Here is a 21,816-nt window from a genome sequence, read left to right as displayed (position 1 = left end):
GCCCGCGGGGCCCCGGGGATGAAGCGCCGCAAACCACGACACCGACCAGAGGACTGACGAGACCCGTGCCTGCGCTGACACTGACGAGGTTGCTACGGATTGGTGAGGGCCGCGTCGTCAAGCGGCTCGCGCGGCTGGCCGACGAAGTGCTCGCCCTGGAGGACGAGTACGCCGACCTCACCGACGCGGAGCTGCGGGGCAAGACCGACGAGTTCCGGCAGCGCTACGCCGACGGCGAATCCCTGGACGAGATGCTGCTGGAGGCGTTCGCCGTCGCCCGTGAGGCGTCCTGGCGCGTGCTGAACCAGAAGCACTACAAGGTGCAGGTGATGGGCGGCGCCGCGCTGCACATCGGCAACATCGCCGAGATGAAGACCGGTGAGGGCAAGACCCTGACCTCGGTGCTGCCCGCCTACCTCAACGCCCTGAGCGGCGACGGCGTGCACATCGTCACCACCAACGACTATCTGGCCAAACGCGACTCGGAGTGGATGGGCCGCGTGCACCGGTTCCTCGGTCTCGAGGTCGGTTCGATCCTGTCCGGCATGACCCCGGCCGAGCGGCGCGCCTCGTACAACGCCGACATCACCTACGGCACCAACAACGAGTTCGGCTTCGACTACCTGCGCGACAACATGACCCACTCGCTGGACGATCTGGTCCAGCGCGGGCACAACTTCGCCGTGGTCGACGAGGTCGACTCGATCCTGATCGACGAGGCCCGCACCCCGCTGATCATCTCCGGTCCCGCCGACGCCTCCTCGAAGTGGTACGCCGAATTCGCGCGCATCGCGCCGCTGCTGAAGAAGGACGTGCACTACGAGGTCGACATCAAGAAGCGCACCATCGGCGTGCACGAGCAGGGCGTGGAGTTCGTCGAGGACCAGCTGGGCATCGACAACCTGTACGAGGCCGCCAACTCGCCGCTGGTCAGCTACCTGAACAACGCCATCAAGGCCAAGGAGCTGTACGTCCGCGACAAGGACTACATCGTCCGCGACGGCGAAGTGATCATCGTCGACGAGTTCACCGGCCGCATCCTGGTGGGCCGCCGCTACAACGAGGGCATGCACCAGGCCATCGAGGCCAAGGAGAAGGTGGAGATCCAGCCGGAGAACCAGACGCTGGCCACCATCACGCTGCAGAATTACTTCCGCCTCTACGACAAGCTGTCCGGTATGACCGGTACCGCCGAAACCGAAGCGGCCGAGCTGCATTCGATCTACAACCTCGGCGTGGTGCCGATCCCGACCAACAAGCCGATGATCCGCGCCGACGAGTCGGACCTGATCTACAAGACCGAGGAATCGAAGTTCGCCGCCGTCGCCGACGACATCGTCGAGCGGCACGAGAAGAACCAGCCGGTGCTGATCGGCACCACCTCGGTGGAGCGCTCGGAGTATCTGTCGAAGCTGCTCACCAAGCGCGGTATTCCGCACAACGTGCTCAACGCCAAGTTCCACGAGCAGGAAGCCCAGATCATCGCCGAGGCGGGCCGCCCCGGCGCGGTCACCGTGGCGACCAACATGGCCGGCCGCGGTACCGACATCGTGCTGGGCGGCAACCCCGACATCATCGCCGACACCCTGCTGCGCCGCCAGGGCCTGGACCCGGTCGAGACGCCGGAGGAGTACGAGCGGCACTGGCTGCCCACCTTGGAACAGGTGAAGCAGCAGGTCGAGGAGGACGCCGAGACGGTGCGCGAGGCCGGCGGCCTGTACGTGCTGGGCACCGAGCGGCACGAGTCGCGGCGCATCGACAACCAGCTGCGCGGCCGCTCCGGCCGCCAGGGCGACCCGGGCGAATCCCGCTTCTACCTGTCGCTGGGCGACGAGCTGATGCGGCGCTTCAACGGCGCGGCGCTGGAGTCGATCATGACCCGGCTCAACCTGCCCGACGACGTGCCGATCGAGGCGAAGATGGTCTCGCGGGCCATCAAGAGCGCGCAGACCCAGGTCGAGCAGCAGAACTTCGAGATCCGCAAGAACGTCCTGAAGTACGACGAGGTGATGAACCAGCAGCGCACGGTCATCTACGCCGAGCGCCAGCGCATCCTGTCCGGTGAGGACATGGAGGGCCAGGTCGAGAACATGATCACCGACGTGATCACGGCCTACGTCAACGGCGCCACCGCCGACGGCTACGTCGAGGACTGGGACCTCGAAAAGCTGTGGACGGCACTGAAGACGCTCTACCCGGTCGGCCTCGACTACCGGGACCTGACCGGCGAGAACTCCGACGGCGAGATCGGTGAGCTGACCCGCGAGGAACTGCTCGACGCCCTCCTCGACGATGCCCACAACGCCTACCAGCGCCGCGAGAAGGAGATCGACGACCTGGCCGGTCCGGGCAGTATGCGCAACCTGGAACGCCAGGTGCTGCTGTCGGTGCTGGACCGCAAGTGGCGCGAGCACCTCTACGAGATGGACTACCTCAAGGAGGGCATCGGCCTGCGCGCGATGGCCCAGCGCGACCCGCTGGTCGAATACCAGCGCGAGGGCTTCGACATGTTCGCCGCCATGCTGGAGGGCCTGAAGGAGGAGTCGGTCGGCTTCCTGTTCAACCTCCAGGTAGAGGTCCAGCAGCCCCAGCCGCAGGGCTCCGCCGTAGCCCCCGGCCTGCGCTCCCCGGTCGGCGCCGCCGCCCCCGCCCCGGTCGAGGAACCGGTCAACGGCGCCCCGGCGGCCTTGCGCGCCAAGGGGATCGACCAGCGCGACGTGAGCGGTCTGACCTACTCGGGCCCGGACGAGGGCGGCCACGCGGCCCGCCACAGCGACCGCGAGGAATACGGCGCCGACCCCGCCGACGACGGCATGACCCGCCGCGAGCGCCGCGAAGCAGCCCGCGCCGATTCCCGCCACAGCACCAAGCCCCCGAAGTCCAAGCGCCGCAGGTAATCACGGCAGCAAGAACGCCCACCCCGTCGCCCGGGGTGGGCGTTCCTGTTCGGTCGGGCAGCGCGGTGGCGTCCGTGAGACATCCGGCACGGAAACTTGCGGGTCCGGCAAGATGGGCGGGTGGACCCCGATACCGAGAATGTGCTCGACACGGTTGGTTCGCGGTTGCGTGCGCTGCGTCGCCATCGCGGGATTACTCTCGCGGATCTGGCGGTGCGGACCGGGGTGTCGGAGAGCACGTTGTCGCGGCTGGAGAGCGGGCAGCGGCGGGCGACGTTGGAATTGTTGCTGCCGCTCGCCCGCACCTATGACGTGCCGCTGGACGACCTCGTCGGCGCCCCGCGCACCGGCGATCCCCGTATCCATCTGAAACCGATCCATCGGCACGGGATGACCTTCGTACCCCTGTCCCGGCGGCCGGGCGGGGTGCACGCGTTCAAGATGATCATCCCCGCCCGCCCGGAACCCCTCGAACCGACTCCGCAGACCCACGACGGCTTCGAATGGCTGTACGTTCTCAACGGCCGCCTGCGTCTCGTGGTCGGCGAACGTGATCTGACCCTGCCACCCGGCGAGGCCGCCGAATTCGACACATCCCTGCCGCACTGGCTCGGCAGTGCCGACGGCGGCGCGGTCGAACTCCTGATCCTGTTCGGCCTGCAGGGCGTGCGCGCACACCTGCCGCCACACACCTGAGGCAAATGCCGGCGCCCGCTCAGCCCAGCATGCTCTCGATGAGATCGGCGGCTCGCCGGGTCCCGCCCTCGGCGCGGGTGTCGGCCCGGAGACGATCCGAGCGGCGCCCGACCTCGGCGTCGGAAACGAGTTCCCGCAACGCTTTTCGGAGGTTCTCGGCGGTCGCCTCCGCGGTATCGATGCGCCGCGCCACCCCCAGTTCCACGAGCCGATCCGCGTTGAGGAACTGCTCCGCGGCCTGTGGAACGGCGATCATCGGCACCCCGGCCAGCAGCCCTTCCCCGCACCCGCCCATCCCGGCGTGCGTGACGAACGCGTCGGCCTGCTCCAGGATCGCACGCTGCGGAACCCATTGGTGCACTTCGACATTCGCGGGAATATCGCCGAGTTCGCTTGGGTCGACGTACTTTCCGATCTGCAGGACGACGTGCCAACCGGGCAGGTCACCGAAGGCCGCCAGGCATTGCCGGTAGAACTCGGGCTGACGGGTATACGCCGATCCCAGCGAGATCAGCAGCACCCGTTCTGCATCGGGGCGCGACCAACCCTCGCCGCGTGGACCCAGGCACGGCCCGACGAAGGTCACCTTGTCGCCGTCGACCCGATCGGCATGCGGCTGCATCGCCCGCGGGATCAGCGCCAGCGCCTTGGCGGGCGCGCCGGAGAACTCGTCCACGTCGGTGGTGACGGCTCCGCAGTCGGCCAGCCACCGGGCGAACTTCGTCCGGTAGGCGTCCGCGCCCGGCAGTGCCCGCACCTGCGCCGCCACCTCCTGTTCGTAACCGTCCCAGGCCACGAAGGTCGGCGACAGTTGCAGCAGGGGACGGCCCTGGGTCTCGGCGAGGGCACGGGCGGCGTAGGCGCCGATGTCGTACAGGTACAGATCCGCTTGGTCGCGGTCGTAGGCGTCCCGCAACTGCGGCAGCGCCTGTACGGCATTGTCGAGGAACAGGGTCATCGCGGCGATGGGATCGTCGGGCCAGTTGTTGTCGGCGACCGGCAATACGGAAGTGCACCGGACGAATTCGGCGCCGGTGGACTCGACGAGGTCGCCGACCGCCGGGTCGTTGGCATAGGTGACGCGATGGCCACGGCCGACCAGTTCACGGATGACCTCGAGACTCGGCAGGACATGGCTGACGGCCGGGATGCCGATCATTGCGATATGAGCGGGAGAGGTCATCGAGGTTGTACTCCTTCGAGTTCGTCGACGGTGCCGGACATGATCACGCGGATATGTTCGGTGATGTGCTCCACCGGCCAGTCCCACCAGGCCACCGCCAGCAGCCGGGCGATATCGCGGTCGGCGTAGCGGGTCCGGACGAGGCGGGCCGGGTTGCCGCCGACGATGCCGTAGTCGGGGACGTCGGCGGTGACGACGGCGCGCGCGCCGATGATCGCGCCGTGCCCGATGCGGACGCCGGGCAACACCGTCGCGCCGTAACCGAACCAGACGTCGTTGCCGACGACCGTGTCCCCGCGATTCGGCAGCTCGGCCAGCAGGTCGGTGTGGTCCGACCACGCGCCGCTCATCATCGGGAACGGGAATGTCGAAGGCCCGTCCATGCGGTGATTGGCGCCGTTCATGATGAACCGCACCCCGGTCCCGAGCGCGCAGAATTTCCCGATGATCAGTTTCTCGGGTCCGTAGTGGTACAGCACGTTGCGGGTCTCGAAGGCGGTCGCGTCGTCGGGATCGTCGTAGTAGGAGAACTCTCCGACCTCGATCAGGGGCGAGGTGACCAGGGGCCGCAGCATCACGACGCGCGGCTGGCCGGGCATGGGGTGCAGGACGGTCGGGTCCGCGGGAACAGCGGGCATCGCGAATCTCCTTCTGTACGAACGTAAGTGATGGATGTCAGGAACCGACGGCGGCCGGTGTCCGAAGGTCGAGCCGCGCACCCTGCCACCGTTCCCGCAGCCGCCGATCGTGACTGACGATCACGAGCGCGCCCCGGTATTCGGCCAGGGCGGTCTCCACATCCTCGACCAGGCCGGGGGACAGGTGATTGGTCGGCTCGTCCAGCAGCAGCACGTCCGCCGGCTCGGTGACCAGCCGCGCCAGCGCGAGCCGCTGCCGCTGCCCGGTGGACAGGTGCTCGACCGGTGTCGTGAGCCGACCGCGGTCGAACAGGCCCAGCGACAGCAGCCGCTCGGCATGCTCGGCGAGATCCCCGGCACGACCGCGGGCAAAGGCGGTCAGCAGCGTCTCGCCGGGTGCGGCGGGCCGCGGTTGCTGCGCGAGGAAACCGATCCTGCCGCCGCGGGTGACGGTGCCGCCGTCCGGGGTCAGTTCCCCGGCGAGCACCCGCAGCAGCGTGGTCTTGCCCGCGCCGTTCGGCCCGGTGATCAGTAGTCGGTCACCGGCGCGGACCGTGACGCCGGTCCGGTCCAGGCGTCCCGCGACGGTGATGTCCGTGGCGTCCAGCACCGTGCCGCGTGCCCGGCCCGTCCGCACGGTGGCGGTGAAACGCAACGGCTCCGGGGGCGCCGGAACCGGCTCGGCGAGCAGGCGGCGCAAGCGTTCCTCGGCATTGCGTACCCGCCCGGCCAGCGATTGCTGCACCCGCCCACCGGCCCGGTCGTAGGCCATCTTGTTGTTGTCCCGCATCGCGCGCCCGGGGGCGACCCGGCGTGCCGTGGTCACGACGGCCTCGCGCTGCCGTTCGACATCGGCCTGCCATCGCGTGTGCTCCTGCACCCACCGCTCCCGCGCCGCCGCCTTCCCCGCGAGGAATCCGGCGTACCCGTTGCCGTAGCGCACGACCCGGCGGGTGTCCGCATCGACCTCCAGCAGGCTGGTGGCGACCCGCTCGAGGAAGACCCGATCGTGGGACACCGTCACGGTGGTGCCGCGGCGGGTGCGCAGGTGTTCCTCGAGCCAGCTCAGGGCGGCATCGTCGAGATGATTGGTCGGCTCGTCCAGCAGCAGCACCTCCGTGCCGGCCGCCAGCACGGCGGCCAGGCGCAACCGGACCTGCTCGCCGCCGGACAGCCCGCCCACGGTGCGGTCCCGCTCCACCAGTCCCAGGCCGAGACCGTGCAGCGCGCGTTCCACCCGGGCATCGGCGTCGTAACCGCCGCGCAGCTCGAAAACCGTTGTCAGCTCGCCGTATTCGGCCATCGCGGATTCCTCGCCCGCGGTCATCGCGACCTCGAGACCGCGCATCCGCCGCTCGATCGCGCGCAACTCGCCCAGCGATCGGTCGATGACCTGCTGGACGGTCAGGGCCGGCGACAGCCGTTCGTCCTGCGCGAGATATCCGACGCCGCCGTCGGCCTGGACAACGATCTCACCTTGATCGGGCCGCTCCCGCCCGGCGAACAGGCGCAGCAGGGTCGTCTTGCCGGACCCGTTCTCTCCGACTATGCCCGTGCGCTCACCCGCGGCGAGCGCACACGTCACCTCGTCGAGGACGCATCGGCCGTCGAAGGACTTGCTGACCGCGAGCGCGGTGATCTGGGTAGGCATGCACACACTCCGAAGCATTCGAGGACTTCGCGGCCACGGGGGACCGCAGGGCCGGGTGAACACTCCGGAAGAACATCGGCAAACCTCACTAGTGCGACAACTGTTGCATTAAGATAGCGCTACAGTCCTGCCCCGTCAAGCAAACGGATCCTGCCGATGAATTCCGCCCCGTCCGCCGACAGTTCCCGACCTCCCGACAGCCCCGGACCGTCGGCCCGTGCCCGCCCTGGTGGCCGGACCGCCCGCATCCGCGCCCAGGTGCTCGACGCGGTCCAGGCGGAGCTGGCCGAGCACGGCTACGACGCGCTGACCGTCGACGCGGTGGCCGCCCGCGCCGGTGTTCACCGCGCGACGGTGTACCGCCGCTGGCACGATGTCGGCGGCCTGATCGCCGACATCTTCACCGCCGCAGGCGATCTCGACTGGAAGCCGCCCGACACCGGCTCACTGCGCGGCGACCTGGCGGCGCTCAACACGGAGATTCAGGACTCGCTGCTCGAGCAGCCGTCGATCGCGGCCGCCCTCATCGCGGTGTCGTTCCGGTCCGAGGAGGCCGCCCGTGCGCTGCGACGGCTGTGGGAGAACCGGTACGCGCAGTGCGAGATCGTCGTGGAGCGGGCGATCCGGCGTCAAGAACTTTCGCCCGGCGTCGACGCGCGTGCGCTGCTGGTCGCCTCGACCGCGCCGCTCTATCACCACTTGGTCCTGCTGCGTACGCCGCCCGATCCGGACCTCCCCGACCGTGCGGCGAACGGCGCCGCACTCGCCGCCTCCGCGGGCGCCTTCTCCGCGGCACGCTGAGTGATCGTAAAAGCGATGGGCACCCGCTCCAATAGTGGAGCGGGTGCCCATCGAGTATGTGTTCGCGAACCCTCAGCGTTCGGCGGCCGAGCCCGCGAACAGCGGGGAATCGGTCCGGGCGGTGCTCGGCGCGAACGGCAGGCGGACGATCATTCCGTCCAGGCGAGCTTCGGCGTGCGGCCGGGTGTCGGGCCGCGGCGCGGGGACGGCGGCACCCCGGTCGGCGTCGAATGCGTTGAGCGCCTTGGCCGAATGCGTGATCTCGGGCGTCGGGGCCGGCTGTGCCGGGGCGTCCGGACCGGGATCGGCGGGCAGGCCGGTCGCGGCCTGGCCGTTGCCGCGGATCGGCATGAGGGAGGTCAGCACGATCAGGACGGAACCGAGCGCGGTGATGCCGCCGAGCATGGCCGCCGCGCCGAGGCTGACACTGGCGACCTCGCGAATATTCGAGGTGCCGTTGCCCGACAGCAGATCCCGCAGTCCGCCGGTACCGGAGGTCTCGACGAGGGTCTTGAACGCCTGGCCCTTGCCGTTGAGGTACAGCAGCGTGCAGAACACCGAAAGCGCCTGTCCCGCACTGGATCCCAGCACGAGCAGGGCCAGCGAGGGGCTGCCGTCACGCAGGTACAGGCCCACCGCGAAGATCGTCGTGATCGCCGCGGCGGCGGTGAGAATGCCCCAGCCGCCGCTGATGTGGGCCGGGTACGCGCCCTCGCCCCAGGTGTCGGCGGTGTTCGAGTCGGTGGTGCCCTGCGTCCGGCCGAAGGCGTCGGCCAGGATCCGGCCGTTCGGGCCCTGGGCGGTCAGCCAGGGCTGGAAGAGCAAGACTGTGGTGGCGAGGCTCAGCGCTGCCGCACATAGAAAACCCCAGTACACACGTAGATCGCGACTCGTCATCGCGACATCGCGTGCCTGCCGCCCGATTTCGGGTCGACGAAGCTGAACTTCATTGCTGCGCGGGGTGTTTGGCTGAACCATTCTTCTGAGCCTGAGGCTTTCTTTATATCGTTGAACCGGTGAGGTGAACGGGGATCGCCCATTTTCTCCGGTCGAATATTTAGTTTGAATCGGCGACGGGCTGCTTCGACCATCGGAATTACCGTAGAACCGTGTACTTACGAGGTCAACCGCAACAACGGTACCACTCGGAGAGCTGGGTCACATCGAAGTTTGCGAAATGTCTGCGACTCAGAATTTGGGACAAGTCGTTGGACGGTGTCCGAATCACCGTCTTCCGTGGGGGTTTGCCCTCGGGGTGCCGAGGAGCCCGCGCGGGTACGACGGCGAACCACGAGCATGCCTCTCGGTCTGTTCCTGTGACACGACTAACATGCCTGGTCTGAGACCTGGATCACGCCTGTTCCGGGCGGTGGCACGGGTTGTGCTGGCCAGGCTGCCGATGCTTCGGCCGGACTCGTGGGATCGAGGCCGTACCGCGTGTTTCCGGCAAGTTACTGATAGCGAGTGGCGGTGGCCGCCGCCCGGTGTCCCCGCTGCGCCACCGGCTCTTGTCGGACATTACGAATGGCAATTATTTTCACCGGCCCGTTCGATCTATTCCGATAACGGGCCGCGGCGGCATGTTTCTGTTCGGTAGTGATTCCTTCGAGCGTTTCCCGGCGCCGCCCCGCCGGCTTTGTCCCGGGGGAAATGATCATGATTGCGGTGGCGAGAACCGCCCGAATGCGAGAGACTGTTCGCGGCTCGGCGCAACTATCCATTGTTGCCAATGATGGGAAGACGTCGTTGTTGTGAGTCGCGGCGCTGCGGTGGCATCGTCGTCGTGGTGTGAGACCTCTTGTGGGACAGGAGGGAAGGAGAGCGGTGGGTGCGGATACCGGCCGGTCCCACCGGCCCGCGGATACCGGGCCCGGACCGGCGCAACTGCCGGGGTTCGGCCCGCCCCTGGGACCTCCCGACTGGCTGATGCAAGACATTCCGGCGCAGCAGCCGGAGCTGACCTGGCAGCCCGGTGACGCACCGGCGAGCCCACCGGCCGCGGCGGCGCCGCAGATCCCGACACCCGAGTGGGCGCTCGATCCCGATGTCGTACAGCGCACGCTGGCCCCGCCCGCCCGCAAAACCCGCCGGGTGCCGGGTCGCCTCCGGGTCGTGGTCGCCGTCGCGCTGGTGGCTTGCGGCGTCGCCGTGGGCGCGATCGTCGCGCTGGCGGCGGGCGGCCAGCGCGACGAGTCCGGCGCTCCCGTCGCGGCTCCGGTCCCGCCGAAACCGGCCTGTGCGTTCGAGCAGACGGGCAGCCTGACCATCGGCAACGGCCCCGGGGACACCGCCAGCGGCACGGGCGCGATTCTCGGCTTCGAATACGCGTTCTACGCCGAGCGCAGCGGCCGCAGCGCACAGGCCTTCGTCGCGCCCGACACGGTCAACGTCTCCCACGCCGAGGACATGCAGCGCGGGATCGACGCCGAGATCCCGATCGGCACCACGCACTGCGTCCGCGTCGTCGAACGCGCGTGGGACTCCTTCGATGTGGACATCGAGGAACGCCGCCCGAACGGCACGGTGAACGTCTACAAACAGCACATGCACACCGTGGTCCGCGACGGCCGCAACGTGATCTACGAGATCTCCGACCGATAGGCCCTAGCCGTTCCCGACCACCCACGGATCGTTGGCGTTGAGGGCGACGAGCAAGTGGCGGATGGCCTCGACCCGGCGCTGCTTGCCGGGGAGTTCGTCCAGGGCGCATTCCGGGTCGGCGGGCGGGCCGAGATGGGTGCAGCCGCGCGGGCAGTCCTCGATGGCCTCGGCGAGGTCGGCGAAGGCCTGGATGACATCGTCGGGCGTGATGTGGGCCAGGCCGAAGGAGCGGATGCCGGGTGTATCGATGACCCAGCCGCCGTCGGGCAGCGCCAGCGCCACCGACTGGGTCGAGGTATGTCGTCCCTTGCCCACCCCCGACACCACGCCCACGGCCCGGTCCGCTTGCGGCACAAGGCGATTGACGAGGGTCGACTTGCCGACGCCGGAGTGGCCGAGCAGGCAGCTCAGCTTGTCGCGCAGCAGCGCCTCGATGTCGTCCAGCGGGTCGTCGCGGCCGCCGAAGACGATGGTGAGATCGAGATCCCGGAATTCCGTGGCGAATTCGGATTCGGCCACCAGATCGTGTTTGGTGAGGCACAGAATCGGTTCCAGCCCACCGGCATACGCAGCCGCCATGGCACGCTCGACGAAACCGGTGCGCGGCGGCGGGTCGGCCAGTGCCACCACGATGAACAACTGCTCGGCGTTGGCCACCACCACCCGTTCGAACGGATCGGTGTCGTCGGCGGTGCGCCGCAGCACCGTGCGGCGGTCGGCCACCCGCACGATCCGGGCGAGCGTGTCGGTGCGGCCGGACAGATCGCCCACCACGTCGACCTGATCGCCGACCACGATCGGGGTGCGGCCCAGCTCCCGGGCCCGCATCGCCACGATCGGGCGGTCCGGGTCGCTGGCCAGCACGCAACTCCACCGGCCCCGGTCGACCCCGATGACCATGGCCTGCTCCGCGTCGAGGTGCTCGGGCCGGGTTTTCGTGCGAGGACGCGAGCCCCTGCCCGGGCGCACCCGGACATCGGACTCGTCGTACTCGCGGCGTCTCAGCGCACCGCTCCCGCCGGGCCGGCGTCGACCTGGCCGTCGGACAGCATGGCCTCCCACAGCTCCACGAAGTTCGGCAGGGTCTTCGCCGTGGTGCCGATGTCCTCGATCGTCACGCCCGGCACCCGCAGGCCCAGGATGGCGCCGGCGGTGGCCATGCGATGGTCGGCGTAGGAATGCCACTGGCCGCCCCGCAGCGCGGTGGGCTCGATGTGCAGGCCGTCCTCGGTCTCGGTGACCTTGCCGCCGAGGCGGTTGATCTCGGTGGACAGCGCCGCCAGGCGGTCGGTCTCGTGGCCGCGCAGGTGCGCGATGCCGCGCAGCCGCGACGGGGAATCCGCCAGCGCCGCCAGCGCCGCGACCGTCGGGGTGAGTTCCCCGACGTCGTGCAGATCGATATCGATACCGGCGAGCCGGTCCGGGCCGCGCACCACCAGCTTGCCGTCGGAGCGGCGGGCCTCGGCGCCCATGCGCACCAGGATCTCCCGGATCACGTCGCCGCCCTGGGTGGTCAGCGACGGCCAGTGCGGAACGGTCACCTTGCCGCCGGTTACCGCCGCGGCGGCCAGGAAGGGGGTGGCGTTGGACAGGTCGGGCTCGACGTCCCAGTCCACGGCATGGATCGGGCCGGGCGTCACCGACCAGACCTGTTCGGCGCGCGGCCCACTGGGCGCCTGCACCTCGACCCCCGCCTCCTGCAACATCTGCACGGTCATCGCGATGTGCGGCAGCGACGGCAGCGGCGCGCCGTCGTGCCGCACGGTCACGCCCTGCTCGAAGCGCGCCGCCGACAGCAGCAGTCCGGACACGAACTGCGAGGAACCGGACGCGTCGATGGTCACCTCGCCACCGCGCAGCGTGCCTGAGCCATGCACCACGAAGGGCAGCGAATCGCCATCGATCTCCACGCCGAGCTGCCGCACCGCGTCCAGAATCGGCCCGAGCGGGCGCAGCCGGGCCTGTTCGTCGCCGAAGAACGCCACGTCACCGTGGGCGAGCGCGGCCACCGGCGGCAGGAAGCGCATCACCGTACCCGCCAGCCCGCAGTCGACGGTGGCATTGTGCAGCGCCTCCGCCGGGGTGACGGCGAGAGTGTCACCGTCCCCGTCGATTTCGGTACCCATCGCCCGCAGCGCCGCGATCATCAGATCGGTGTCGCGGCTGCGCAGCGCACCGGTGATGGTCGAGGGACGGTCGGCGAGCGCGGCCAGAATCAATGCCCGGTTCGTGATCGATTTCGACCCGGGCAGGGTCACAGTCGCGTGCACGGAGTGCTCGGTATGGGGCGCGGGCCAGAAACTCACGCCTCTATCTTCTCCTACGACCGGTCGGAGACACCCCCCGGTCACGAACTCGTGACCGGGCGAGTTCAGAATTCGAGTTCGGACCAGGGGATATGGATCGGGAAGGGGTGGTCGATCACGATGCCCTCCACGTCGGCCGGAGACCATTCGCCGATGGCGAGATAGTTGGCGGGGTGCAGCGGGCGCACTCCATCGGGAAGCTGCCCGGGCCGCGTTTCCAGGGCATGGGCTCGGACGGTATGGATCGCGCTGTCATCGCGAGCCAGGTGGACTTCCCAGTACCACGGAATTCCCGCGTCCGCGTAACGCCCTTTCTTCGCATCGATATCGACCGGTGTGTTGGACGGCGAGAGCACCTCGCCGACCAGCAGCACCTCGTCGGCTCGAATGTCCTGATACGGCCCACCCGAACACCGCCGCACCATGAAATCCGGTGTAGCGAAGTCGGACTTGCCGGTACGGCCGAAGAAGATATTCGTCTCGAAGCTGGCACGCCAGCAGCGCTCGGGATCGTTCGCCATATCCTTCCGCGCCGCCCGCTCCAGCGCATTCCACAGCCGCCCGATGAATACTTGGTGCTCATCAGGCTTGTTGCCGGGACGACATAGTTCCGGGCCGCCATCGATCCAGACCACTCGTCCGTTCCACAACTCGATCCGGGAGGCGATTTCGTCCGGCAGACGTTCGAGTTCTTCCCACGTCATGTGGGTGGGGATGTCGGGGTGCTGCATCGGCGGGACGGGCATGCGGGGAGGTTAGCCGCGGGCCGGGCCGGTCGGCGGGATCCTGGCCGAGTATCGGGCCGAGCCCCTACTTGCCGTTCTTGTCGTACGGCCACCAGATCGCCGCCACAATCACCGCCAGCGGCAGGCCGGCCGCGACTGTATAGCCGAGCATGGTCACCATGCGTTGCCCCCGACCGTCGACCACCGCGCGAAAGACAAACGGGGGCAAGCGGTCTCGACGTCCGCGATGTGCATGAGCCCGTTCAGCTCGAGCGCACCGGTCCCGAGGCACATCCAAAAGCACGGGCCTTGCTGGAATCGCGGCGCGCCTGGTCGTGCGCTACCATCGGCGACCGCGACGGAGCGGCCCGCGCGCTAGACGTCGCGCGCGCCGCACTCGACAACGCCGACGAAGCGGCTCCCCATCGACCGGACATCGCCACCGCCCCATTGGAACAGGCGCTTTCCGGCTATCCCGATTACTGGGCGCGAGACAAGGCGCGCATTCGCGAAGTCGCACTACGGCGCGCTGCCACTGGTATCGATGGCAGCGCCGATTTGCCCGACGCGCTGCCACCGCTCGAATGCCTAATGTGCCGCAGCCGTAGTGCGTTCGATCCATTCGGCGTAGCTGTCCAAGCACCACTCGATCGGTGTCGCGGTGACTTCAGGACTGTCCCACGGGTGCAGTTCGGCGACACGCGCCGCGAGCCGATCACGGACGGCAGCAGCGGTACGCATCGTCACCCGCCATTCTTTGCCTTCGCCCAGTTCGCCGAGATGCCAGAACACCGACGCGGCCGGTCCGGTGATCTCGGCTCCGGCCGCCAATCGCTCGCCGACAACAGCACGCGCGATCGATCGTGCGTCATCCTCGGTCGGCGTCGTCGAGGTCACCGACCACACTCTCACCGTTGCCATACGGCCACCCTATGCGTGCATCGGTCCCGGGGTATTCGGCTGCTACTCGACGCGAGGGAGTGACATGCGTAGCCGGAGGCCGGTGCGGTCGGTCGTGCTCGAACCGACCACACCGGACCCCTCGGGGAACTACTTGTGCCGGCCGTGGAGGAGGGGGACGATGCGGCGGAGTAGTTTCATGGTGCTTTCGGTGCGGGTGTAGCTGAGTAGGGCCATGCCGGGGATTGTGAAGCGCTGCACTGCGATCGAGTGCGGGGTGGTGAATTCCAGCATGCCGGGGGCGCCGTGGATGCGGCCGATGCCGGAGTCGCGGCCGCCGCCGAAGGGCAGGGCGGAGATCGCGGCGAAGCCCAGGACCGAGTTGACCGAGGTGGCGCCGGCCTTGATGCGGCGGGCGATCTCGAGGCCGTGCTTGCGCGAGAAGACCGCCGAACCCAGCGAGTAGGTGGAATTGTTGGCCAGCTCCACCGCCTCGTCGACGCTCTGCACGGTGCGGATGGTGACCGTCGGGCCGAAGGTCTCCTCGCGGACCGCCGCGGAACTCTCGTCCACGTCGACCAGCACCACCGGCTCGATGTAGGCGCCCTGCACCGAGTCGGGGCCGCCGAGCACCGCGGTGCCGCCGTTCTTCAGGGCGTCCTCGATGTGGCGGCGCACGATGTCGATCTGGCTCGGCATGGTCATCGGGCCGTAGGAGGCCTTCTCGTCCGAGCCGGGGTGCACGTTCGACAGGATCTTCTTCACCTCGGCCACGAACTGGTCGCTGATCGAGGCGTCCACGTACACGCGCTCGACACCGGCACAGGTCTGGCCGCTGTTCATGGTGGCGCCGTAGGCGACCGCGTCGGCGGCGGCCTTGATGTCGGCGTCCGGTGCGACGATGACGGCGTCCTTGCCGCCGCACTCCAGCAGCACCGGCGTGAGCCGGTCGGCGGCGGCCGCCATGATCTTCTTGCCGGTCGCGGCGGACCCGGTGAACGCCACCTTGTCGATATCGGCGCGCACCAGCGCGGCGCCGGTGTCGCCGTAGCCGTTGACGGTGACGAAGACGCCCTCGGGCAGTTCCGGGTTGGCCTCGGAGAAGGCCTTCGCGACGAAATTGCCGATGCTGGTGGAGAATTCGCTCGGCTTGTACACCACCGTGTTGCCGGCGGCCAAGGCGTACGCGATCGACCCGTTCGGCGTGTAGACGGGGTAGTTCCAGGGCCCGATCACGCCGATGACACCCAGCGGGCGCTGTTCGATGTAGGCGCCGAAGTTGGACATCAGCGCGCCGGGGGAGACCTTCTTCGGCTTCAGGACCTTCTCGGCGTTCTTGGCGGCCCAGGAGATGTGCTCGAGGGCGAGCAGCAGTTCGAGGAACGCGTCGTCGCGCGGCTTGCCGTTCTCGGCGTGGATCAGGTCGCACAGCTCGTCGGATTTGGTGACCAACCGGCTGGCCCAGCGCAGCAGATGTTTCTTGCGTTCCGCGTAGGACAGCGCGCCCCAGACGGCCGCGGCTCCGCGCGCTGTGTCGACGGCCGCGCCGACCGCCTGCGCGTCGGCGATCGGATGGGTGGCGATGACCTCGCCGGTGGCCGGATTGACCGAAGTCAGGGTGGTGTCACCGGCGACGGCGGTGGACTCGTTGGTGGACATGGTTCGGCGGCCCCTAATGAGAGAGTTACGGCACGAAGTTCTCATACCCTAGATGTGAAGTCAACCGCCTTCAGTTGCATTTCCGGCCATCTTTCGCGCCGTCCGGCCATGCGGGTGCGGCGGCGGCGCGACGAAACCGGAATTCGTCGGTGGGCGGTGGCAGCATGGGGGCATGTGCGGCAGATATGCGACAACGGCCAACCCGGCGCGGCTGGCGGCCGAGTTGGACGCGATCGACGAGACCGGTGACCCGCCCGACCTGGACCGCGCGAATTACAACGTGGCCCCCACCAACCAGGTGCTCACCGTGGTCGAGCGGCACGACCACGACCACCCGGAAGACGATCCGGCGCTGCGCATCCGGCGCATGCGCTGGGGGCTGATTCCCGTCTGGACCAAGGCGTCGGAGCCGGGCGTGCCGGCCAGGGGCAAGCCCCTGTTCAACGCCCGCTCCGATCGCGCGGCCACGGCCCCCTCGTTCCGCGACGCGACGAAGAAACGCCGCTGCCTGGTGCCGATGGACGGCTGGTACGAATGGCTCGTCGAGCCCGCGCCTACCGGTAAGGGCAAAGCTGTCAAGCAGCCTTTCTTCATGTCGAACGCCGATGGCTCCCCCCTGTACATGGCAGGCCTGTGGTCGACCTGGCGCGACCGCTCGGTCGAGGACATGGCCCCGATCCTGTCCTGCACGATCCTGACCACGGACGCCGTCGGCGACCTGACCCGAATCCACGACCGGATGCCCCTGGTGATGCCGCGCGAGCATTGGGACGCCTGGCTCGATCCCGACCGCCCCGCACCGGCGGAACTGCTGGAAACGCCTGGCCCGGAACGGGTCTCGGGAATCGTGGCGCGCCCGGTGTCCCCGCTGGTGAACAGCGTCCGCAACAACGGACCCGAACTGCTCGCACCCGCGCCGGGAGCGCCCGCTCCGGACAGCGAACAGGCCGGGCAGATCAGCCTGATCTGAACCCGGCCCGCACGGCGAGGAGGGCCTCAAATATCGCACTTCACCGCCGGGGTGGCGAGGTTGAGCCCGCACTTGATGAGCTCGGTCCCCAGCTCCAGAATCTTGCTGGTGGTGGCCCCACCCAGCTTCTCCGCCTTCTCCGGCGCCTTCTCGAGACGCTTCTCCGGTTGCTGCTGACTCGGTACGCCCGGGCTGGTGCCGAGCGGGAAATTCGGGTCACCGCCGGGTGCCGCGCCCGCGGGGGCGACGACGAGCGCGCCGGACCCCACTACAAGGATCGCGCCGCAGGTGACGACCATGGTGCGCACACGCTGCCGGTGGGACATTTTCGCATCACATCCTCACGGTCGAACGAATTCTGGCCGCTCAAGTAATGCACAGATACTGGTGTGGTTGATGGGGTTTCTGTGATTTACACCTGTGAGCGCGGCGTTTCTCCGGAGGTCAGCAGCGCCGGCCGAGCCGTCTCGTAGTCGTCGACGAACCGGCGCAGCAGCGTCGCCAGCTGCTCGCGGTCGGCGTGATCCCAGTCCGCGACGATGTGCTCGAGCATTTCGACGCGTCGCTTGCGCAGCTGTGCGGCCAGCTCCCGGCCGGCGTCGGTGACGGTGAGTACGCTGGCCCGCCCGTCGTCCGGGTCGGCGCGGCGCTCGATCAACCCGCGCTTGACCAGCCCGGCGACCTGACGGCTGATGGTGGACGCGTCGGAGAACATCGCCTCGGCCAGCGTGCCCGAACGCATCGGGCCGTCGGCGAGCAACCGGAAGATGATGCTGTAGGCGGAGATCTCGATTTCGCCCCCGGACGCGGCGGCGATCTGGGCGTTGGTGCGTTCACGGAGACGACCGAGCCGGATCAACTGCTGGCCGATCGTGTCGATCACCTCGTTATCGTCCACGCACGGTCACCTCCTCGCACTCGCACCATTGTCCAGCAGACTGGTCAGCCGGTCACCGCGGCGGTCACCGCGCCCGTGAGCCGGATCAGGTCCGCCGGCGCCAGCTCGATCTCCAGTCCGCGCTTACCGGCGCTGCACAGCACCCGATCCCAGCGCAGCGCCGAATCGTCCAGCACCGTGGGCAGCGCGCGCTTCTGGCCCAGCGGCGAGATACCGCCCAGCACATAGCCGGTGGTGCGCTCGGCCTTCGCCCGATCGGCCAGGACCGCCTTCGGCGCGCCCAGCGCGGCGGCCGCCGCCTTCAATGTCAGCGTGCGCGGCACCGGCAGCACGGCCACCGCCAGACCACCCGTCGACAGCTCGAGCACCAGCGTCTTGAAGATCTGCGCGGCCGCGACGCCCACCTCGTCCGCCAGCGCGGCGACCGCCTCGGCGCCGTAGGAGTCGCTGCGCGGATCGTGCGCGTAGGCGTGCACCCGGTGCGCCACCTGCGCACGGGTGAGCGCAAGGATCGCGGGAGTCGAAGCACCTGCCATGCCGGTCAACCTTAGAGCCGCCGCGGCGCGGCCGGGAACACAGCGGCCGCCGACCATGTTGCACGCGGTACGCCGAACGTCCGCCGGGGGCCCGGACGAGGCAACGAGAGATTCGATCGGAACAAAGGAGATGCCGGTGACCGTGCTGGTCGACGAACGCCCGGTGGCAGTCGCTTGGCCGCCCGACACCGGGTTCCCGGTGTCCACCCCGCTCGCGGTAGATTCGAAAGCTACGGCGATCGAAGGGATGGGCGTGACGAGCGACGATACCGCGGGCAACGCTGAGCGCAAGAATGCCGGGCGCACGGACGTGAGCGCCGCCGAGGATCCGGCGATCGACGATCCCGCCGACGACATCGACGGCGCCGAGGGCGAGCCCGGCGTGGCCCGCAGCACCGCCAGCGACGCGGAACTGGCGCAGCGCTTCGAGCGCGACGCCCTGCCGCTGCTGGATCAGCTCTACGGCGCCGCCCTGCGGATGACGCGCAACCCGGCCGACGCCGAGGATCTGGTGCAGGAGACGTTCGCCAAGGCGTATCAGGGTTTCCGGTCGTTCCGCGAGGGCACCAATCTGCGGGCCTGGCTGTACCGCATCCTGACCAACACCTACATCAACTCCTACCGCAAGAAGCAGCGCCAGCCCGCGCAGTATCCGACCGAGGAGATCACCGACTGGCAGCTGGCGTCCACCGCCGAGCACACCTCGACCGGTCTGCGCTCCGCGGAGATGGAGGCGCTCGAGGCACTGCCCGACGACGACATCAAGGCGGCGCTACAGTCGTTGCCCGAGGAATTCCGGATGGCGGTGTACTACGCCGACGTGGAGGGCTTCCCCTACAAGGAGATTGCCGACATCATGGGGACCCCGATCGGTACCGTCATGTCCCGCCTGCACCGCGGCCGCAAACAGCTCAAGGGCCTGCTGGCCGACGTGGCACACGAGCGGGGCTTCGATCGGGACCGAACGGGAAGTGCGCGGCAGGAGGTTACTCGATGAGCGACGACATGGAACTGGATTGCACGGCGGTCCTCACCGATGTCTGGCTCATGCTCGACGGTGAGTGCGACGACGCCACCCGGGAGCGGCTACAGCACCACATGGACCACTGTTCGCCGTGCATCGAGGCGTACGGGCTGGAGGAGAAGCTGAAGCGGCTGCTCAGCACCAAGTGCGGCGGCGATCGCGCCCCGGACTCGTTGCGCGAGCGGCTGACCCTCGAGATCCGCAAGTCGGTCGTCATCACCGAGACCAAGATCGAGAATCCCTAGGTCGGTACCGGTAGGGGCGCACAGCAGAGCGGCACGTCATCATCGAGATGACGTGCCGCTCAGTGCTTTACGGCGCTTCGCGCCGGGCGACTCAGGCGTTGGGACGCTTGCCGTGGTTGGCCGCGTTGCCCTTGCGTGAGCGCTTCTTACGTCCTCGCTTACCCATCGGTATCCTCCTTCTGATCGAGCGCCATTGTTTCACGTGTGATTGGCTGTACCTCCAGCGGATGGGGGCGTCAACCGTGTCGACCGATCGAGAGGGTGTCATGGCCGAGGAAGTGCTCGCCGAGATGGTGTCGACCGTCTACGAGATCGTCGCGCAGGAGGGGGCCACCGTGCACGAAGGGGACACTCTCGTCATGTTGGAGTCGATGAAGATGGAGATCCCCGTGGTGGCCGAGGGCGACGGCACCGTCACGTCGATCAACGTCACGCCCGGACAGGTCCTGCAGAAGGGCGATCTGATCGCAGTCATCTCCTGACCGGGAGGGCTGCCCGCGTACCGAGCCCGACGGTTGGGGGAGAATCGCGTCGGGTGAAGGAGCGTGGTGCATGTCGACACTGAGTGACCTGCTGGCCGAACACACCGATCTACCGGGTGCGGCCGTGGACCATCTGCAGCGGGTGGTGGGGGACTGGCAGTTGCTGTCGGACCTGTCGTTCGCGGACCTGCAGCTGTGGGTGGGCGCGGGTCCGGTCGCCGAGGGCGCCGACGTGGTGTGCGTGGCGCAGGCCCGCCCGACCACCGCGGCGACCGTTCATCCCCAGGACGTCGTGGGCTCCCTCGCCTCCAAGGAAGATCATCCGCAGGTGTTCGAGGCCCTGCTGACCGGCGAGATCGTGCGGGTGGATTCCGACGGCGAGTCCGCGGGCGTCTATCACCCGACCCCGGAACACGCCATCCGCGAGGCCATCCCGGTACGAGTGGGCACCGACGTGATCGCCGTGCTGGGGCGCGACACCGACGTGCAGCGAACGAAGACCCGCGGCAGCCTCGAAGAGGCCTATATGACCTGCGCGGACGACCTGTGCCAGATGATCGCCGACGGCACCTTCCCGACCCTGGAGGACCGTACCGGTTCGCATTCCAGTCCCCGTGCCGGTGACGGTTTCATCCGCATCAATACCGAGGGCACGGTCGCCTACGCCAGTCCGAACGCGTTGTCGGCGTATCACCGGATGGGGTTGCAGAGCGATCTGGCGGGCCAGGATCTGGCGCACACCACGCGCTCGCTGATCACCGATCCGTTCGACGCCCAGGAGGTCGTCAACGACATCCAGGCCGCGCTGGCGGGCAAGTCGGGTCGCCGCATGGAGGTGGAGGCGCGCGGGGCCACCGTGCTGTTGCGCACGCTGGTGCTGCGCCCGCACGGCGTGCTCGCCGGGGCCGCGGTGCTGGTGCGCGACGTCACGGAGGTCAAGCGCCGTGACCGCGCGCTGCTGTCCAAGGACGCCACCATCCGCGAGATCCACCACCGCGTGAAGAACAACCTGCAGACGGTGGCCGCCCTGCTGCGTTTACAGGCCCGCCGCACCGAGAACGAGGAGGCGCGGCTGGCGCTGACCGAGTCGGTGCGCCGGGTCACCTCGATCGCCTCGGTGCACGAGATGCTGTCGATGTCGGTGGACGAGGAGGTCGACCTCGACGAGGTGGTGGACCGGCTGCTGCCGATCATGGCCGACGTGGCGACCGTGCACACCGCCCGGATCAAGGTGCGCCGGGCCGGTTCGCTGGGCGTGTTCTCCGCCGAACGCGCGACGCCGCTGGTCATGGTGCTCACCGAGTTGGTGCAGAACGCGATCGAGCACGCCTTCGACGCGGGCGAGAACGGCACGGTCACCATCCGCTCCGAGCGCTCGGCGCGCTGGCTCGACGTGATCATCAGCGACGACGGCCGCGGGCTGCCGGACGGTTTCAGCCTGGAGGGTTCGGACCGGCTGGGCCTGCAGATCGTGCGCACCCTGGTCACCGCGGAGCTGGGCGGCTCGATCGGTTTACACCCGGGTGCGGACATCGGTACCGACGCCGTGCTCCGAGTTCCCTTGGGCCGCCGCTCTTCTCGCTGATCGAGGAAGGATGGCAGCC

At 68.6% G+C, this 21,816-nt stretch carries 23 protein-coding genes; 9 read left to right on the top strand and 14 right to left on the bottom strand.

Annotated elements, in window-relative coordinates; all coding sequences use genetic code 11:
- Nucleotides 1–65 precede the first annotated feature (65 nt).
- Nucleotides 66–2,897, top strand: coding sequence for a preprotein translocase subunit SecA (gene secA, locus ACFMRZ_RS15360; RefSeq protein ID WP_400179691.1), 2,832 nt, complete (start codon nucleotides 66–68; stop codon nucleotides 2,895–2,897).
- A gap of 120 nt (nucleotides 2,898–3,017) precedes the next feature.
- Complete coding sequence (locus ACFMRZ_RS15355; protein ID WP_400179690.1) at nucleotides 3,018–3,593, top strand: helix-turn-helix domain-containing protein; 576 nt, start codon at nucleotides 3,018–3,020, stop codon at nucleotides 3,591–3,593.
- A gap of 19 nt (nucleotides 3,594–3,612) precedes the next feature.
- Here ACFMRZ_RS15355 and ACFMRZ_RS15350 read toward each other — a convergent pair whose 3' ends face one another.
- Genes ACFMRZ_RS15350 through abc-f form a run of 3 tightly spaced genes read right to left on the bottom strand, consistent with a single transcriptional unit; the run spans nucleotide 3,613 to nucleotide 7,065 of the window.
- Complete coding sequence (locus ACFMRZ_RS15350) at nucleotides 3,613–4,776, bottom strand: macrolide family glycosyltransferase (RefSeq protein ID WP_400179689.1); 1,164 nt, start codon at nucleotides 4,774–4,776, stop codon at nucleotides 3,613–3,615.
- The gene (locus ACFMRZ_RS15345) at nucleotides 4,773–5,414 is read right to left on the bottom strand and encodes a CatB-related O-acetyltransferase (RefSeq protein WP_400179688.1); all 642 of its coding nucleotides are present in this window, start codon (nucleotides 5,412–5,414) and stop codon (nucleotides 4,773–4,775) included. The genes ACFMRZ_RS15350 and ACFMRZ_RS15345 overlap by 4 nt, the downstream gene beginning before the upstream one ends.
- A gap of 37 nt (nucleotides 5,415–5,451) precedes the next feature.
- Complete coding sequence (gene abc-f / locus ACFMRZ_RS15340; RefSeq protein WP_400179687.1) at nucleotides 5,452–7,065, bottom strand: ribosomal protection-like ABC-F family protein; 1,614 nt, start codon at nucleotides 7,063–7,065, stop codon at nucleotides 5,452–5,454.
- Nucleotides 7,066–7,221: 156 nt separating this feature from the next.
- Here abc-f and ACFMRZ_RS15335 point away from each other — a divergent pair, with 156 nt between their 5' ends.
- Complete coding sequence (locus ACFMRZ_RS15335; RefSeq protein ID WP_400179686.1) at nucleotides 7,222–7,866, top strand: TetR/AcrR family transcriptional regulator; 645 nt, start codon at nucleotides 7,222–7,224, stop codon at nucleotides 7,864–7,866.
- A 72-nt stretch (nucleotides 7,867–7,938) separates the two neighbouring features.
- Here ACFMRZ_RS15335 and ACFMRZ_RS15330 read toward each other — a convergent pair whose 3' ends face one another.
- Both ACFMRZ_RS15330 and ACFMRZ_RS15325 read right to left on the bottom strand, forming a co-directional pair.
- On the bottom strand, nucleotides 7,939–8,763 hold the full coding sequence (locus ACFMRZ_RS15330) for a hypothetical protein (RefSeq protein ID WP_400179685.1): 825 nt from the start codon (nucleotides 8,761–8,763) through the stop codon (nucleotides 7,939–7,941).
- A complete protein-coding gene (locus ACFMRZ_RS15325; RefSeq protein ID WP_280270144.1) occupies nucleotides 8,760–8,957 on the bottom strand; it encodes a hypothetical protein in 198 nt (65 codons plus the stop codon). Before ACFMRZ_RS15325 ends, ACFMRZ_RS15330 begins: the two co-directional genes overlap by 4 nt.
- 733 nt (nucleotides 8,958–9,690) lie before the next feature.
- On the opposite strand from ACFMRZ_RS15325, the gene ACFMRZ_RS15320 reads away from it, so the two are divergent.
- Entirely contained in the window at nucleotides 9,691–10,467 is a 777-nt protein-coding gene (locus ACFMRZ_RS15320) for a hypothetical protein (RefSeq protein ID WP_400179684.1), read from the top strand.
- A 3-nt stretch (nucleotides 10,468–10,470) separates the two neighbouring features.
- Here ACFMRZ_RS15320 and rsgA read toward each other — a convergent pair whose 3' ends face one another.
- The 5 genes from rsgA to ACFMRZ_RS15295 form a co-directional block, all read right to left on the bottom strand.
- Entirely contained in the window at nucleotides 10,471–11,472 is a 1,002-nt protein-coding gene (gene rsgA / locus ACFMRZ_RS15315) for a ribosome small subunit-dependent GTPase A (protein WP_400182864.1), read from the bottom strand.
- Nucleotides 11,469–12,773: a 3-phosphoshikimate 1-carboxyvinyltransferase gene (gene aroA, locus ACFMRZ_RS15310; RefSeq protein ID WP_400179683.1), complete on the bottom strand. Its 1,305-nt coding sequence runs from the start codon at nucleotides 12,771–12,773 to the stop codon at nucleotides 11,469–11,471. Before aroA ends, rsgA begins: the two co-directional genes overlap by 4 nt.
- A 65-nt stretch (nucleotides 12,774–12,838) precedes the next feature.
- Nucleotides 12,839–13,519 carry a Uma2 family endonuclease gene (locus tag ACFMRZ_RS15305; RefSeq protein ID WP_400179682.1) on the bottom strand — a complete coding sequence of 227 codons (681 nt, stop codon included), beginning with the start codon at nucleotides 13,517–13,519 and terminating at the stop codon, nucleotides 12,839–12,841.
- A gap of 567 nt (nucleotides 13,520–14,086) precedes the next feature.
- Nucleotides 14,087–14,419 carry a divalent-cation tolerance protein CutA gene (cutA, locus tag ACFMRZ_RS15300; protein WP_400179681.1) on the bottom strand — a complete coding sequence of 111 codons (333 nt, stop codon included), beginning with the start codon at nucleotides 14,417–14,419 and terminating at the stop codon, nucleotides 14,087–14,089.
- A 129-nt stretch (nucleotides 14,420–14,548) separates the two neighbouring features.
- Complete coding sequence (locus tag ACFMRZ_RS15295) at nucleotides 14,549–16,057, bottom strand: aldehyde dehydrogenase family protein (protein ID WP_400179680.1); 1,509 nt, start codon at nucleotides 16,055–16,057, stop codon at nucleotides 14,549–14,551.
- Nucleotides 16,058–16,229: 172 nt separating this feature from the next.
- Here ACFMRZ_RS15295 and ACFMRZ_RS15290 point away from each other — a divergent pair, with 172 nt between their 5' ends.
- Nucleotides 16,230–17,027, top strand: coding sequence for an SOS response-associated peptidase (locus ACFMRZ_RS15290; RefSeq protein ID WP_400179679.1), 798 nt, complete (start codon nucleotides 16,230–16,232; stop codon nucleotides 17,025–17,027).
- Nucleotides 17,028–17,053: 26 nt separating this feature from the next.
- On the opposite strand, the gene ACFMRZ_RS15285 is transcribed toward ACFMRZ_RS15290, so the two are convergent.
- The 3 genes from ACFMRZ_RS15285 to ybaK form a co-directional block, all read right to left on the bottom strand.
- Nucleotides 17,054–17,353, bottom strand: a complete 300-nt coding sequence (locus ACFMRZ_RS15285) for a hypothetical protein (protein WP_280274541.1) — start codon at nucleotides 17,351–17,353, stop codon at nucleotides 17,054–17,056.
- An 86-nt stretch (nucleotides 17,354–17,439) separates the two neighbouring features.
- Nucleotides 17,440–17,925, bottom strand: a complete 486-nt coding sequence (locus ACFMRZ_RS15280) for a MarR family winged helix-turn-helix transcriptional regulator (protein ID WP_280274542.1) — start codon at nucleotides 17,923–17,925, stop codon at nucleotides 17,440–17,442.
- A gap of 44 nt (nucleotides 17,926–17,969) precedes the next feature.
- Nucleotides 17,970–18,461 (bottom strand): Cys-tRNA(Pro) deacylase, encoded by a 492-nt coding sequence (gene ybaK, locus ACFMRZ_RS15275; RefSeq protein ID WP_400179678.1) that lies wholly within the window; start codon nucleotides 18,459–18,461, stop codon nucleotides 17,970–17,972.
- 130 nt (nucleotides 18,462–18,591) lie between these two features.
- Between ybaK and ACFMRZ_RS15270 the strand changes: the two genes are divergently transcribed.
- Both ACFMRZ_RS15270 and rsrA read left to right on the top strand, forming a co-directional pair.
- Nucleotides 18,592–19,458 carry a sigma-70 family RNA polymerase sigma factor gene (locus ACFMRZ_RS15270; protein ID WP_400179677.1) on the top strand — a complete coding sequence of 289 codons (867 nt, stop codon included), beginning with the start codon at nucleotides 18,592–18,594 and terminating at the stop codon, nucleotides 19,456–19,458.
- Nucleotides 19,455–19,730 (top strand): mycothiol system anti-sigma-R factor, encoded by a 276-nt coding sequence (gene rsrA / locus ACFMRZ_RS15265; RefSeq protein ID WP_280274544.1) that lies wholly within the window; start codon nucleotides 19,455–19,457, stop codon nucleotides 19,728–19,730. Before ACFMRZ_RS15270 ends, rsrA begins: the two co-directional genes overlap by 4 nt.
- Before the next feature lie 91 nt (nucleotides 19,731–19,821).
- Here the strand turns inward: rsrA and ACFMRZ_RS15260 are convergent, their stop codons facing one another.
- Nucleotides 19,822–19,896: a 50S ribosomal protein bL37 gene (locus ACFMRZ_RS15260; RefSeq protein ID WP_022597109.1), complete on the bottom strand. Its 75-nt coding sequence runs from the start codon at nucleotides 19,894–19,896 to the stop codon at nucleotides 19,822–19,824.
- Nucleotides 19,897–19,996: 100 nt separating this feature from the next.
- On the opposite strand from ACFMRZ_RS15260, the gene ACFMRZ_RS15255 reads away from it, so the two are divergent.
- Together ACFMRZ_RS15255 and ACFMRZ_RS15250 are read left to right on the top strand one after the other, a co-directional pair.
- The gene (locus tag ACFMRZ_RS15255) at nucleotides 19,997–20,212 is read left to right on the top strand and encodes a biotin/lipoyl-binding carrier protein (RefSeq protein WP_280271126.1); all 216 of its coding nucleotides are present in this window, start codon (nucleotides 19,997–19,999) and stop codon (nucleotides 20,210–20,212) included.
- Between the two features lie 70 nt (nucleotides 20,213–20,282).
- Nucleotides 20,283–21,797, top strand: a complete 1,515-nt coding sequence (locus ACFMRZ_RS15250) for a sensor histidine kinase (RefSeq protein ID WP_400179676.1) — start codon at nucleotides 20,283–20,285, stop codon at nucleotides 21,795–21,797.
- The last annotated feature ends 19 nt before the right edge of the window (nucleotides 21,798–21,816 follow it).

This window comes from Nocardia sp. N2S4-5 (genome assembly GCF_044628355.1).
Taxonomy (GTDB): Bacteria; Actinomycetota; Actinomycetes; order Mycobacteriales; family Mycobacteriaceae; genus Nocardia; species Nocardia wallacei_B.
This window is presented reverse-complemented; position numbering and strand designations above follow the sequence as displayed.

What these genes read in the sequence shown, in the direction of transcription:
- abc-f (WP_400179687.1), bottom strand. Translation starts at nt 7,065, where the DNA reads ATGCCTACCCAGATCACCGCGCTCGCGGTCAGCAAGTCCTTCGACGGC.
- ACFMRZ_RS15270 (WP_400179677.1), top strand. Translation starts at nt 18,592, where the DNA reads ATGCCGGTGACCGTGCTGGTCGACGAACGCCCGGTGGCAGTCGCTTGG.
- ACFMRZ_RS15290 (WP_400179679.1), top strand. Translation starts at nt 16,230, where the DNA reads ATGTGCGGCAGATATGCGACAACGGCCAACCCGGCGCGGCTGGCGGCC.
- ACFMRZ_RS15345 (WP_400179688.1), bottom strand. Translation starts at nt 5,414, where the DNA reads ATGCCCGCTGTTCCCGCGGACCCGACCGTCCTGCACCCCATGCCCGGC.
- ACFMRZ_RS15255 (WP_280271126.1), top strand. Translation starts at nt 19,997, where the DNA reads ATGGCCGAGGAAGTGCTCGCCGAGATGGTGTCGACCGTCTACGAGATC.
- ACFMRZ_RS15330 (WP_400179685.1), bottom strand. Translation starts at nt 8,763, where the DNA reads ATGACGAGTCGCGATCTACGTGTGTACTGGGGTTTTCTATGTGCGGCA.
- ACFMRZ_RS15325 (WP_280270144.1), bottom strand. Translation starts at nt 8,957, where the DNA reads ATGGTCGAAGCAGCCCGTCGCCGATTCAAACTAAATATTCGACCGGAG.
- ybaK (WP_400179678.1), bottom strand. Translation starts at nt 18,461, where the DNA reads ATGGCAGGTGCTTCGACTCCCGCGATCCTTGCGCTCACCCGTGCGCAG.
- ACFMRZ_RS15250 (WP_400179676.1), top strand. Translation starts at nt 20,283, where the DNA reads ATGTCGACACTGAGTGACCTGCTGGCCGAACACACCGATCTACCGGGT.
- ACFMRZ_RS15305 (WP_400179682.1), bottom strand. Translation starts at nt 13,519, where the DNA reads ATGCCCGTCCCGCCGATGCAGCACCCCGACATCCCCACCCACATGACG.
- ACFMRZ_RS15350 (WP_400179689.1), bottom strand. Translation starts at nt 4,776, where the DNA reads ATGACCTCTCCCGCTCATATCGCAATGATCGGCATCCCGGCCGTCAGC.
- ACFMRZ_RS15285 (WP_280274541.1), bottom strand. Translation starts at nt 17,353, where the DNA reads ATGTCCCACCGGCAGCGTGTGCGCACCATGGTCGTCACCTGCGGCGCG.
- ACFMRZ_RS15335 (WP_400179686.1), top strand. Translation starts at nt 7,222, where the DNA reads ATGAATTCCGCCCCGTCCGCCGACAGTTCCCGACCTCCCGACAGCCCC.
- ACFMRZ_RS15295 (WP_400179680.1), bottom strand. Translation starts at nt 16,057, where the DNA reads ATGTCCACCAACGAGTCCACCGCCGTCGCCGGTGACACCACCCTGACT.
- cutA (WP_400179681.1), bottom strand. Translation starts at nt 14,419, where the DNA reads ATGGCAACGGTGAGAGTGTGGTCGGTGACCTCGACGACGCCGACCGAG.
- rsrA (WP_280274544.1), top strand. Translation starts at nt 19,455, where the DNA reads ATGAGCGACGACATGGAACTGGATTGCACGGCGGTCCTCACCGATGTC.